The organism is Thermobacillus xylanilyticus (assembly GCF_907165215.1).
GTDB lineage: Bacteria > Bacillota > Bacilli > Paenibacillales > Paenibacillaceae > Thermobacillus > Thermobacillus xylanilyticus.
The window spans coordinates 1-12,775 of record NZ_CAJRAY010000066.1 but is presented as its reverse complement, the minus strand read 5'-3'; the positions used below and the strand labels follow the sequence as shown (position 1 = coordinate 12,775).

Annotated in this window: 13 protein-coding genes; 11 read left to right on the top strand and 2 right to left on the bottom strand. The window is 62.3% G+C overall.

Annotated features, from left to right (window positions below; genetic code table 11):
- The first annotated feature begins 181 nt into the window (after window positions 1-181).
- Window positions 182-1,696, top strand: coding sequence for an amidase (locus tag KJQ12_RS12645; RefSeq protein ID WP_213484958.1), 1,515 nt, complete (start codon window positions 182-184; stop codon window positions 1,694-1,696).
- A gap of 19 nt (window positions 1,697-1,715) precedes the next feature.
- On the opposite strand, the gene KJQ12_RS12640 is transcribed toward KJQ12_RS12645, so the two are convergent.
- Window positions 1,716-2,642: a LysR family transcriptional regulator gene (locus KJQ12_RS12640; RefSeq protein WP_213484957.1), complete on the bottom strand. Its 927-nt coding sequence runs from the start codon at window positions 2,640-2,642 to the stop codon at window positions 1,716-1,718.
- 127 nt (window positions 2,643-2,769) lie between these two features.
- Here KJQ12_RS12640 and KJQ12_RS12635 point away from each other — a divergent pair, with 127 nt between their 5' ends.
- The 9 genes from KJQ12_RS12635 (at window position 2,770) to KJQ12_RS12595 (ending at window position 12,049) form a co-directional block, all read left to right on the top strand.
- Window positions 2,770-3,972, top strand: a complete 1,203-nt coding sequence (locus tag KJQ12_RS12635; protein WP_213484956.1) for an MFS transporter — start codon at window positions 2,770-2,772, stop codon at window positions 3,970-3,972.
- A 334-nt stretch (window positions 3,973-4,306) separates the two neighbouring features.
- Window positions 4,307-5,362, top strand: a complete 1,056-nt coding sequence (locus KJQ12_RS12630) for a sulfonate ABC transporter substrate-binding protein (protein WP_213484955.1) — start codon at window positions 4,307-4,309, stop codon at window positions 5,360-5,362.
- 28 nt (window positions 5,363-5,390) lie between these two features.
- Window positions 5,391-6,533: an FMNH2-dependent alkanesulfonate monooxygenase gene (gene ssuD, locus KJQ12_RS12625; protein WP_213484954.1), complete on the top strand. Its 1,143-nt coding sequence runs from the start codon at window positions 5,391-5,393 to the stop codon at window positions 6,531-6,533.
- 14 nt (window positions 6,534-6,547) lie between these two features.
- Window positions 6,548-7,354: an aliphatic sulfonate ABC transporter permease SsuC gene (gene ssuC / locus KJQ12_RS12620; protein ID WP_213484953.1), complete on the top strand. Its 807-nt coding sequence runs from the start codon at window positions 6,548-6,550 to the stop codon at window positions 7,352-7,354.
- 80 nt (window positions 7,355-7,434) lie between these two features.
- A complete protein-coding gene (locus KJQ12_RS12615) occupies window positions 7,435-8,196 on the top strand; it encodes an ABC transporter ATP-binding protein (protein WP_213484960.1) in 762 nt (253 codons plus the stop codon).
- Window positions 8,197-8,519: 323 nt separating this feature from the next.
- Window positions 8,520-9,434: a helix-turn-helix transcriptional regulator gene (locus tag KJQ12_RS12610; protein WP_213484952.1), complete on the top strand. Its 915-nt coding sequence runs from the start codon at window positions 8,520-8,522 to the stop codon at window positions 9,432-9,434.
- On the top strand, window positions 9,431-10,258 hold the full coding sequence (locus KJQ12_RS12605; protein ID WP_213484951.1) for an NmrA family NAD(P)-binding protein: 828 nt from the start codon (window positions 9,431-9,433) through the stop codon (window positions 10,256-10,258). Before KJQ12_RS12610 ends, KJQ12_RS12605 begins: the two co-directional genes overlap by 4 nt.
- A 22-nt stretch (window positions 10,259-10,280) precedes the next feature.
- Window positions 10,281-11,231, top strand: a complete 951-nt coding sequence (locus tag KJQ12_RS12600; RefSeq protein WP_213484950.1) for an ATP-binding cassette domain-containing protein — start codon at window positions 10,281-10,283, stop codon at window positions 11,229-11,231.
- Entirely contained in the window at window positions 11,228-12,049 is an 822-nt protein-coding gene (locus tag KJQ12_RS12595; RefSeq protein ID WP_244860599.1) for an ABC transporter permease, read from the top strand. The genes KJQ12_RS12600 and KJQ12_RS12595 overlap by 4 nt, the downstream gene beginning before the upstream one ends.
- Window positions 12,050-12,069: 20 nt before the next feature.
- Here KJQ12_RS12595 and KJQ12_RS12590 read toward each other — a convergent pair whose 3' ends face one another.
- The gene (locus KJQ12_RS12590; protein WP_213484949.1) at window positions 12,070-12,330 is read right to left on the bottom strand and encodes a hypothetical protein; all 261 of its coding nucleotides are present in this window, start codon (window positions 12,328-12,330) and stop codon (window positions 12,070-12,072) included.
- A gap of 49 nt (window positions 12,331-12,379) precedes the next feature.
- Between KJQ12_RS12590 and KJQ12_RS12585 the strand changes: the two genes are divergently transcribed.
- Window positions 12,380-12,610 carry a WCX domain-containing protein gene (locus tag KJQ12_RS12585; RefSeq protein ID WP_213484948.1) on the top strand — a complete coding sequence of 77 codons (231 nt, stop codon included), beginning with the start codon at window positions 12,380-12,382 and terminating at the stop codon, window positions 12,608-12,610.
- The last annotated feature ends 165 nt before the right edge of the window (window positions 12,611-12,775 follow it).

The window sequence follows — 12,775 nt, the reverse complement described above, 5'->3', positions numbered from 1 at the left end:
GAGTTTGCCCAATTATATCAAGGGTTTGTTTGGAAAATTAAGCTGCGAAAGTTGAGTTTTTAACATATAAGCGACGCAAAACATTTTAGGGAGGGAGAAGACCATGAGAGAGTCCGTCCGCAGTCATGTTTGGAATCGCGTGATCGTTTTGCTAGCAACTGCCGTGATCGCGATCGGAAGTATGCTGACGTCCACCGCCTTAGCGGCCGGCGCCCCGTTCCCTTACGAAGAGATTACGGTAGATGAGCTGCTCAGCGGTTATGAAAGCGGAGAATATACGGCTGAGGAAGTGGTTCAGGCGTACTTGGACCGGATCGCCAAGTATGAACCGAAATATAATGCATTCACGGTGTTGAATCCGAATGTGCTTGAAGAAGCCCGGGAGATCGACCGGAAGCGGAAAGCGGGTGAAAAACTCGGGCCGCTGGCCGGTGTGCCGATCGTGATCAAGGAGTCGGTCGACGTGGCGGGATTCCCCTCCACGATGGGCTGGGAGCCGCTTGCGCCGGAGAAAGGCGGCATCGCCCTCATCCCGGAAAAGGATGCGCCGGTAGTGGCCCGGCTCAAAGAAGCGGGCGCGCTCATCATCGGCAAAACCAATATTCCTGCCTTTAGTGCATCGGGTACCAGTGCGTCCACCAGTTGGGACGGGGACACCTACAACGCCTTCGGCCGCCAATTTGCTCCCGGCGGAAGCAGCAGCGGGACGGCCATGGCGGTATCGGGCAACTTCGCGGTGCTCGGCATCGCGGAAGAAACCGGCGGCTCCATTCAGAATCCCGCTGCCGCACAAGGTGTGGTCGGGATCAAACCGACATTTGGACTCGTGCCCAATGTCGGCGTCGTGCCGCTGGGCGGCAGCACCCGGGATGTGATCGGCCCGCATGCCCGCACGGTGAAAGACGCGGCGCGCATGTTGGACGTCATCGCCGGATACACCCATGAAGATCCGAAAACCGTCGCCGCGATCGGGAACATGCCGGAGGGGGGTTACATGTCCCGATTGAACACCCAGGCGCTCCAAGGGAAACGCATCGGACTCTTGGGCCCGGGCTGGCGCGACATGGAATTGACCCCGGAAACGCAGGAATTGTACGACAAAGCAATCCAGGACCTCGAAGCGCAAGGCGCCATCGTCGTGCCGGATCCATTTGCCGGCAGCGGGTTTGCCGAATATGTCGCGGGAATCACCACGGGGAACGGCATTGAATCGCTCATCTATGATTTTCAGGACTATCTGGAACGGCTCGGTCCGGATGCGGCGGTCCGGTCGGTCGAGGAGCTGCTGGAGAAGACCGGGCAGAAGCCTTCGGTTTTCGAGCGCTACTACGCGGAAGATGTTCCCGATCCCAGCGGCGAGCCTGACTTGTCTGAATTCATAGAAGTTCGCACCCATCTGTTGAACATCTTCAATGCGGTCATGGACAAATATGAGCTGGACGCCCTTTTCTTCCCCCAAATGTACAAGGAAACGCCGACGCTTGACAGCGGCGAGAACATCGGCGCCACCACCGTTTCGGAGATCAACATGGCCGGCGTGCCGCTGGTGACGGTACCGGGCGGCTATTACAAAAGCGGTGCTCCGTTCGCCGTTGTCTTCGTCGGCAAAATGTGGAGCGAGGCGGAACTTCTGGGGTACGCTTACGATTATGAACAGGCGACGAAACACCGGAAAGCGCCGGTCCTCGAGGAATAAAAGCGGGATATTCGGATTTTCAGCTGCCAGGCACCTGTCTATCCAGACGGGTGCTTTTTTCTTTGTCCTGCTCAGGCTCCCGGCTCGTCTGAAGCAGGACGTTGACCCATTCTTTGGCTGCCGGCGACAGCTCCCCGAAGGAATGCGCGATGATGCCGATATCACGCGTGACGCCCGGCCGAATCGCCTTGACGACCAAGTCATGCGACACGGAAGACAGCGTGAAATGGGAAATCAGCCCGATGCCCAGCCCGTTGCGGACCATGCGGATCAAGGTCTCGGCCGATTGAACCGTCAACCCTTCCCTCAACTCGATCCCGTACGTTCCGAGGATGGCATTCATGGCGATCTCATGCCCGCCTTTGCAGAAAATCACCTCATCCCGGCAGCCGCTCAGATCGATCATCGGTTCCTTCGCCAGCGGATGATCCGCGGGAACGATCGCCACCATGTAATCGGACCGCAATGTCTCGAATGCGAATGAATCGAACGGGGACGCCACAATGCCCAGCTCGACGGTTCGGTCTTCTACCCATTGCCTGATTTGATCGGAGACGCCTTCCAGCAGCTCGATTTTCACCAACGGATACTTGGCGCGGAAAACGGCGATGGCCTTGGACAGCAAATTCGTTGTGGCGGCGGGGAAGGAGCCGACTTTGATCCTGCCGCTGAGCAGGCGGTTCTCCCGGCCGGCAATTTGATAAATGCTGTTTTCGATCGCCTTCATCTGCCTGGCCAACACGAGAATCTCCCGCCCCGCCTCCGTCAGCATCAATCCTTTATGCTTGTCGCGGATGAACAGTTGGATGCGGAGCGACGACTCCAAATTTTTGATCGCTTTGCTCACGGCCGGCTGCGAGATGAACAACGCTTTGGCGGCCTCCGTAATGTTCAGGGTTTCGGCCACCTGGATGAAGATGCGGAGAAGGTTCAAGTTCATTTGCATTCGCTCCATCATAACCGTTTGGTTATTTAGGATATTCAATATATGTATTTCAGTTATGTCTGATTATACCCTAAGATGAGACGCAAGAACATGGTTTCAGCATGCTTCATCTTGGGAGGTTTTGTTGATGGCGATGGTTTCCGATGAAGCCCGGTATGCCGACCCTGTCCCCGGCGCTTGGCGAATCTGGACGACTGCCTGGCTCGTAACGGCGGTCTTTATCCTGTCCAATTCGGCCACCCCGCTCTATGTTCGCTGGCAGCAGGAAATGGGCTTCTCCAATGGTACGCTGACGTTGATCTTCGCCGCATATATCGCCGGTTTGCTCGCGGCCTTGCTCGTCGCCGGTCAGTTGTCTGATCGGTACGGGCGCAAGCCGGTGCTGTTCCCGGGCCTTGCGGCCGCCGTGCTCGCCTGTATGCTGTTCGGCACCGCCTCCACAGTCGCATCCCTGCTGCTCGCGCGATGGCTGTCGGGCGTTGCCGTCGGCGTCATCGTCTCGGCCGGCATGGCTTCGGTCGTGGATGTCGGAGGCCCCGCCCGGAGAAAGACGGCTTCGCTCGCCGCTTCGGTCGCCATGGTGCTGGGTGCAGGGCTCGGTCCGCTGCTATCCGGCATCTTTTCCGAGTGGCTCGCTCAACCGATTGTTCCCCTGTTCGGCACCCAACTGTTGATATTGGCCAGTGCCTTCGTCGCTGCCGGATCGCTTCCGCGAATGCGCTTCTCGGCGCGCGAAAGCGAATGGCGGCTGCGGCTGCCCGGCGTGCCCGGGGGCAACCGGCTGCACCTTGCGCTTGGCATCGCGGTCTTCGCGCCGGGCATCACGTCGACCTCTTTCATGCTGTCGCTCGGCCCCTCGCTGCTGCAGAAGCTGCTGGGCGCCTCGGATCCGCTTATCGCCGGCGGCATGACCTGCTTCATGTTTCTGATGGCGACGGGCGTTCAATTTCTCCTCAAGCGGCTGACCATCCGAAGCCAGCTTCTGATGGGCGCAGCGTCCGTCTTCCTCGCCATGCTCTGCATGGTCATCGCACTCTACGCTTCCGCTGTAGCCCCGCTGGTGCTGGCGGCCATGCTGGCCGGTGCCGGCCAAGGTCTCGGCCAACTCGGAGGCCTGACATTGATCGGATTGCATGTCCCTGAGCATCGCAGAGCCGAAGCGAACGCGGTGCTTAACATCGGCGGCTATATCCCTGCCGCTGTCCTCCCCGTGTGCACGGGCTACCTGATCGACTTTACCGGATTGGCTGCCGGCGCAACCGTCTTTGCCGCGATTCTGGCCGCGGCAGCCACCGCTGCGGCAGGATTCGTCCGCGGCAAAGATTTTTGAGTCAATGGTGCAGAAGTGTCCCGAACGATTGTGGGCGAATTCTGGAAAAACGTTGTTGACAACGAAATGGGAACGACTTAAGATAAAGTGTACCAAATAATATAAAATAAATCGGAATAGTGTAGATTAGAGTTCGACCGGACCACCGGAGACCTCCTTTTTCTATTGCATCGCGTTTCGCAAGGCGTGCCTTGACGGCGTGGTGCAAGGAATCAGGAGGTTTTTTGTTTACACGTCCGATTGGAGGGGGAGTTGGAGAGATTGGTCAGTTTGGTCATGGTGAACCGTCAGGATGTGCGGATGGCATTGCAGAAGGAGCAGGAGGTGCGGACCGATGCGCGGACGTGAAGAAGCGGGACGCCGGCGGCCAGCGGCACAGGCTCTGGCTTCGGCGGCCGCGTTGGCCGCGGTGCTGATCCTTGCGGCATCCCTGCTGACCGCCTGCGGCGCGGGCGGCAGCCAGGCCGCGGCCGGAACGGACGGGGCCGAAGCCGGCCGGACGGAAAGCGGCGGGGAGCCGCTGACGGTGCGGATCGGGTATCAGAAATACGGCACGCTCAACATTCTCAAGGCGGACGGGCAGCTGAACCGCAAGCTGGAGGAACAGGGCATCCGGGTGGAATGGACGGAATTTCCCGGCGGGCCGCAGCTGCTTGAGGCGCTCAACGTCGGCAGCATCGACATCGGGCATACCGGCGAAGCGCCGCCGATTTTCGCCCAGGCGGCGGGCGCGCCCCTGGTCTATCTGGCCCACGAACCGCCGAGCCCGCGGAGCGAAGCGCTGCTGGTCCCGAAAGATTCGGACATTCAGACGGTGGCCGATCTGAAGGGCAAGAAAGTGGCGCTCAACAAAGGGTCCAACGTTCATTATCTGCTGGTCAAACTGCTGGAACAGGCCGGTCTCGCATATGACGACATCGAAACGGTCTACCTGCCGCCGGCGGACGGGCGGGCCGCCTTCGAAAGCGGCAAGGTGGACGCCTGGGTCATTTGGGACCCGTTCTTTGCAGCAGCGGAAACGGCCACCGAAGCCAGGATTTTGGCCGACGGCACCGATTTGGTGCAGAACCATGAGTTTATCCTCGGCGAGCGGTCTTTCGTCGAACGGCATCCGGACGTGATCGAGATCATTTTGGCAGAAGCCGACCGAATCGACGGGTGGGCGAAGGACCATCCGAAGGAAGTGGCGGAATTGCTCTCGCCGCAGCTCGGCATCGACGTGCCGTCCCTGGAACTGGCGGCCAAGCGGCGCCAGTACGGGGTGCAGCGGGTCGGCGCCGAAGTGCTGGAAGCGCAGCAGCGCATCGCCGATACGTTCCGGCAGCTCGGCCTGATTCCCGTGGACATCCGCGTAGAAGAAGCGGCGGTATCGCCGGAGGCCGGCAAGTAGAACGACCTTACTCGAGGAGGAATGATTCATGCGCATCTTCTGGTTTATTCCGACCCATGGGGACGGGCGATATCTCGGGACCGCCGCCGGCGCGCGGACGGTGGACGGGGAGTACATGGCGCAAATCGCCGCCGCCGCGGACCGGCTCGGGTTCGAGGGCGTGCTCATCCCGACGGGCAGCTCCTGCGAAGATCCGTGGGTCGTGGCGTCTTCCCTCATTCCCGTCACCCGGAAGCTGAAGTTTCTGATCGCCGTCCGCCCCGGCCTGATGTCGCCGACGCTGGCGGCGCGGATGGCGGCCACCTTCGACCGCATTTCCGGCGGCCGCCTTCTCATCAACGTGGTGGCCGGCGGCGATCCGGTGGAACTGGCCGGTGACGGTCTGTTCCTCGGACACGACGCCCGGTACGAGCTGACCGACGAGTTTCTCGAGATCTGGCGCCGGGAACTGGCGGGGGAAACGGTGGAATTCGCCGGCCGTCATCTGTCGGTTACGGGCGGCCGCGTGCTCTTTCCGCCGCTGCAGACGCCCCATCCGCCGGTCTGGTTCGGCGGGTCGTCGCCCGCGGCCCACGCGGTGGCGGCGAAACACGCCGATGTGTATCTGACCTGGGGCGAACGGCCCGAAGAGGTGAAGGAGAAAATCGCCGATGTCCGCAAGCGGGCGGAAGCGGCCGGCCGCCAGGTCAAGTTCGGCATCCGCCTGCACGTCATCGTGCGGGAGACGGAAGAAGAAGCGTGGCAGGCGGCGGAAGATCTGATCAAGCATGTCGATGACGAGACGATCGCCCAGGCGCAGAACATTTTCGCCCGGTTCGACTCGGCCGGCCAGCGCCGGATGAGCCAGCTCCATTCCGGCGACCGCTCCCGGCTGAAGATCGGCCCGAACCTGTGGGCCGGCATCGGGCTCGTGCGGGGCGGCGCGGGCACGGCCCTCGTCGGCAGTCCGGAATCCGTCGCCGCCCGCATGCGGGAGTATCAGGAACTCGGCATCGACACGTTCATTCTGTCCGGATACCCCCATCTGGAAGAAGCGTACCGGGTGGCCGACCTGCTGTTCCCGCATCTGCCCGTCGAACGGAGAACGCCGCACGGCCCGAGCTCCATCAGCCCGTTCGGCGAGCTGATCGCAGGTTCGGTCAAGCCGACCCTGCGAACGTCGGCGCATTGAGGGGAGGGCGGTCCATGCGGGAAACATCTGCGGCATTCCGCCGGTTCGAAGCGGTGCTTCCCTGGATTTTGCCGGTGCTGGTGGTCGCGGTCTGGCAGATCCTCGGCTCGCTCGGCGTCCTGTCGAACCGGATCATGCCCACGCCCGTCCAGGTGGCGGAAGCCGCCGTCCGCCTTACGCAGAGCGGCGAACTGCCGCATTCGCTGGCGGTCAGCACCTGGCGGGCGCTGGTCGGCTTTCTCATCGGCGGGAGCATCGGGTTCCTGTTCGGTCTCGTAAACGGCGTGGCCCGGCTGGCGGAAAAGCTGACCGACTCTTCCATCCAGATGATCCGCAACGTCCCGCACCTGGCAATGATCCCGCTGGTCATCGTCTGGTTCGGCATCGGCGACGAAGGCAAAATTTTTCTGGTCGCGCTCGGCGTCCTGTTTCCGATCTATCTGAATACGCTCCACGGCATTCGCAGCGTCGATCCCGGCCTGATCGAGATGGGCCGCGTGTACGGGCTCGGCCGCGGCGCCTTGTACCGCAAGGTCATCCTCCCGGGCGCGATGCCGTCCATTCTGGTCGGCCTGCGCTACGCACTCGGAATCATGTGGCTGACCCTGATCGTGGCCGAAACGATCTCGTCCAAGGACGGCATCGGCTACATGGCGATGAACGCCCGGGAGTTTTTCCAGTTGGACGTGGTGGTGCTGTGCATTCTGTTGTATTCCCTGCTGGGCAAAGTTTCCGATTTGATGGCTAAGGGATTGGAGAGGAGTTGGCTGAAGTGGCATCCGCATTTCGGCAAACCGCGCGCAAATCCGCCGTCCGCCTGATCGGCGCTCCGGAGCCGGGAGACGGCCCGGATCGCCCGGAACGGGCGGATGGTCCGGACGGACAAGGAGGCGTTCGGGGCATGTCCATCGACCTGCAGCAGGTGACGAAACGGTTCGGAAACGGCCCTGCCGTTTTGGACGGTCTGAATCTGTCCATCCGGGCGGGGGAGTTCATCGCCGTCGTCGGCCGCAGCGGCTGCGGCAAAAGCACGCTGCTCCGGTTCATCGCCGGACTGGAAGCCCCGAGCGACGGGGCCATCCTGCGGGACGGCCGGCCCGCCGCCGGTATCGATCCTTCCGCGCGGGTGATGTTCCAGGATTCGCGGCTCCTGCCCTGGCAGACGGTGGAGCAGAACGTCATGCTGGGCGCGCAGGGGCTCGGCAGGAAGGAAGCGAGGGAGAAGGCGCGGGAAGCGCTGCGCCTCGTCGGCCTGGAAGCGCGTGCGCGGGACTGGCCGTCCGTCCTGTCCGGCGGCCAGAAGCAGCGGGTGGCGCTCGCCCGCGCCCTTATCGGGAATCCCCGGCTGCTGCTCCTTGACGAGCCCCTCGGCGCCCTCGACGCTCTGACGCGCATCGAAATGCAGCGGCTCATCGAGCGGCTGTGGCAGCAGCAGGGGTTCACCGCCCTGCTGGTCACCCACGACGTCGCGGAGGCGGTGGCGCTGGCGGACCGCGTCATCCTGATCGAGCGGGGCACGGTCGCCCTCGATCTGCCGATTGCGCTGGCTCGGCCCCGAGTGAAGGACACCGGCTTCGCCCATTTCGAGAAACGCATCCTCGACCGGGTGCTGGAGCCGGACGACCGTGCCGGCGCACAGACGGAAATGGTTTATTTGATTTGAAGGTCATGAGAAGTTGACGACAGGCTGTTGCAGTGAAGGGGGGCGGAAAAATCAGGATTTTTCCCAAGCGAGGTTGAATCATGAGCATGTAATCCCCGCCCGGTGGTGTGCCGGACGGGGATTTTTGCGATTATCGGGATCTGAAAGGCTGAGCCCCGGGATTTGTGACGGAAGGACGGATTCCAATTTGCTATAATTTAATTGTAATGAAAAATCTTAAATATATTTCGCGCTTCTGAAACCTGACAAACTTGTTGTCAGGTTTCGCTGTATATGATCAAAACCAGATGAACCGACCGGTTCATCGACCGGGAGTGATGTCCGTGAGACTGGATCGGCTGCTGGGCATAACCCTTGAGCTGATGACGAAAAAAAGGGTCACCGCCGCGGAGTTGGCAGACAAGTTCGAAGTATCGGTGCGCACCATTTACCGGGATATCGAGCTGATCAATCAGGCCGGCATTCCGGTCGTGTCCTACAACGGCGTAGACGGGGGATACGAACTGGCGGATGGCTATTTCGTGACGCGGCAGCACTTCTCGGTCGACGATCTGTCGGTCATCTATTCGCTGCTCAAGGCGATGGAAGGCGCGATGGGCGGTGCCGTCTCATCCGCAAAGCGCAAGCTGACCAGCCTGCATCCGAAGCTGGCGGACGAAGAGCGCAGGGAAACGGTCGTGATGGGCCTGAGCGTGCCGGAAAGCGAACGGGACCAAGTGCAGGAGCTGTACGGGGCGGTCCGGCAGCGGCGAGTCGTGCGGCTGTCGTACACGGATGCCGCCGGCACGACGACGGAGCGGTTCGTGGAGCCGATCAATCTGCTGTGGTCGAAGGGCGCCTGGTATGTGGAGGCGTATTGCCGGAAGGTGCGGGCCATGCGATATTTCCGCGTTTCGCGGATCGAGCGGCTCGACGTGACGGAGGAACGGTTCATCCCGCGGCAGTTGCCGAAGGAACCGGAGCAGGAAGAAACGCCGGGCATCCGCGCCCATCTTCGCTTCGATCTGTCGGTGCGCACGCGCGTGCTCGAGCAGTTTCCGGGCGAATGCGAGTATCTCGGGGACTGCATCGAAGTCCGGACGACCTTTTACCGAAAAGAGTACGCCCTCTCGGTCATCGCCGGTTACGGAACGAAGGTGGAGATCGTCTCGCCGGATGAGCTGCGGGACGAGATCATTGCCCATCTCGACACCATCCGCCGGCATCACGCCATGAAAAAAGGAGGAGAAGGAACATGACGATTCTGGTGACGGGTGCGACGGGAACGGTCGGACGGCATGTGACGGAGCAGTTGGTGCAGCGGGGTGCTGCGGTTAGGGCGTTGACACGAAACCCCGATCGGGCGCGGACGATTTTGCCGGACGGGGTGGAGATTGCCGCCGGAGATCTGATGCGGACGGAGACGCTGCAGGATGCTTTGCGCGGTGTGGAGGCGATGTTCTTGATCGTGTCCAGCGACGAGCCGCAGGCCGACCTCAATACGGACCCGCGGGTGGTCGCGATGGCCAGGGAAGCGGGGGTTAAGCGGGTCGTCGTACTGGTCGGGTTCGAGGAGGGTCCGGTCGAAGAGGCCGTTCGCGAGAGCGGCATGGAATGGACGCTGGTGAAACCGGTGGAGTTCATGGCGAACGTGCTGTCCGACTGGGGACCTTCGATCCGCGAGGAAGGCGTCGTGCGTGAGTTGAACGGGAATGCCCCGAGCGCGCGGGTGCACGAAGGCGACATCGCCGCCGTAGCCGTGGAGGCGCTGCTCGGCGACGGCCATCACGGCAAGAGCTACGTGCTGACCGGCCCCGAGGTGCTGACGCGCATGGAAGCGGTGCGGGCCATTGCTGCAGGGATCGGAAAGGACATCCGTTTCGAAGAATTGACGGAAGACGAGGCGCGTCAGCGCTGGCGGGAACAGGGATACGACGAGGAGAGCATCGACTTCTTCGTGCAAATGGCGTTCCAACCGCCGGAGGTGGGCCATACCGTCCTGCCGACGGTCGAGCAGGTGCTCGGGCGGCCGGCACGCACACTGACCGAATGGGCGGCGGAACACAAACACCTCCTGCTGTAAGCCGGAAAGGCGGGAACGAGCGATGGCGTATGCGATCGAAACAAGAGGACTGCGCAAGTCCTTCGGAGATCAGGAAGCGGTGCGCGGAGTGGACCTTGCCGTCCGCTCCGGTGAACTCTTCGCGCTGCTCGGACCGAACGGCGCCGGCAAGACGACGACGATTCGCATGCTGACGACGCTGCTCAGGCCGGACGGAGGTACAGCGCGCGTCTGCGGGTATGACGTGGTGAAGGAAGCCGGCGGCGTGCGGCAGCGGATCAGCGTCACGGGGCAGTACGCCGCGCTGGACGAGTCGCTCACCGGACGGCAAAATCTCATGCTGTTCGCCGGACTGTACGGCTATAAGCGCAAGGAAGCGAAGAAAATGGCGGACGAATTGCTGGACTTGTTCGACTTGACCGAAGCCGGCAGGCGAGCGGTCGGTACCTGGTCCGGCGGCATGCGCCGGCGCCTCGATCTGGCAGCCGGCCTGCTGCCGCGGCCGGAGATCATGTTTCTCGACGAGCCGACGACCGGGCTGGATCCGCAAAGCCGGCGCGATCTGTGGAAGGCGGTGCGCGGCATGACGAGGCAGGGGATGACGGTGCTGCTCACGACCCAATATTTGGAGGAAGCGGATCAACTGGCGGACCGCATCGGCTTCATCGCCGACGGGCGCCTGATTGCCGTCGGCACACCGGCGGAACTGAAGGCGAGGTATGGCGGCAAAACGTTGACGATCCGGCTGGCCGAGGGCGCTGATGCGGACGGCGTCAGCCGGCTTCTCAAGAGCGCATTCGGATTGGAAAGCCAGCGGGAGGAGGACGGGCGGATCGTGAAGACATCGGCGCGGAACGCGGAGACGGCGCATGCCGCTGTCGGTGCGCTGCTCGACGGCGGAACGGATGTGGAGGATTTCGCGCTTGGCGAACCGAGCCTCGAGGATGTTTACTTCGCCTTGAACGCAGCTCGTGCAAGGGAGGCGGCGGTATGAACACGATGAACGGACGGCACCCGCTGTTGCTGATGGGAAGTGACGTGCGGCGAAGACCGGGCCGTTTGGCCGTGACGGCGCTTTTCATGAGGCGAGCGCTCCATCATCTGGGCAACAACGCTTTTGGATTTGCGTTTGAAGTCGTCTCTCCGGTCATCATGCTGCTTATTTTCACCTTCCTGTTCGGAGGCGCCATTGCCGGTTCCGTCAAAGAGTATGTACAGTTCCTGCTGCCCGGCATCCTCTTGCTCACGGTGGTGCCGATGACCGTCGCCAGCGGGACGACGCTGTGCGCCGATATCGCCAAAGGCGTCTATCAACGGTTCCGCACAATGCCATTCTGGCAGCCCGCGGCTGTGTTCGGCCTGGTTGCGGCAGACGGGGTGCGTTACGCGGCGGGGCTGGTCGCTGTCCTGGGGGCGGGACTGGCGCTCGGCTTCCGGCCCGCCGGCGGCGTTGCCGGAGCGGTGCTGGCGTCGGTGTATACGATTTTCTTCGCTTATTGCGCAAGTTGGATCTTCGCCTGGATCGGCAACATCGCCAAGCGGCCCGAGACCGTGTCAGGATCGAGCATGATGATCCTGTATCCGCTGCTGTTCGCCAGCAGCGTGCTGGTCGATACGTCGACGATGCCACGCTGGCTTCAGGCGGCGGTCGACGTGAACCCGATCAGTGTCGCCGCCTCGCTTACGCGCGGTTTGTTCCACGGCACCGCCACCGCAGGCGAGCTGGCGGCCGGCATCGGCGCCTGCCTGCTGATCGCCGCGGTGTTCATCCCCCTGACGATGCATGCCTATTTGCGAAGGCAGCTTGGATGAGGTTGGTGAATACCCCAACCTTATGAGGTCGGGGATTTTGCCAGCGAACTCCTGCCCAGGTTCTTCAGACGTTCGCTTGCAGACGGTTGCATCCGCCAAACCGCTTCTTCCCGGCGGCTGCCCGGAACCGGCTCGGCTTCGGAGCGCAGCATGCCGCTGTAGATCAACGTCGCCAGCGACGCGAGCATGCAGGCGGCGGAGAACAGGCCGATCGCGCCGTAACCGCCCGCCTGCGCGAACAGATGATGGCGGTCAACCGCAAGCGCAGGTTCAAAGTGCAAGAATTGGCCGAGGAATTCGGCGTATCCGCGCGGACGATCATGCGCAGGCGTGCAGCGGTGCCAGCGGGAGCTGTGGCTTGCCTCGAGCCTTCACGTGCGCCCGGTCGGCACCGGGTATCTGGAGGGCGATTGGCCGAGGCGGGACCTTTCGTTTTACGCCCGGTTTTTCGTCGGTCTCGGCGCGGAAGCCGACGTGGAGCGGCCGGCGGAGCTGATCGAGGCGATCCGAAGCGATCTTGCGCTTCTGATCGAACGGTACTGCGCGCCGGACACGGAATGACAGCGGCGGCCGGAATCGCGGCGGACAGAGCGGCGCTTCGAAGGCAGCCTGGATAAGGGAAGGTGAACTGTGAGTTGAAAAACCCGACCGCATGCGGTCGGGTTTTTATGCTGTACGCCCGGCATGGGCGTCATCTCTACGGTGAAAGTCCGGAATGGGGGCTGG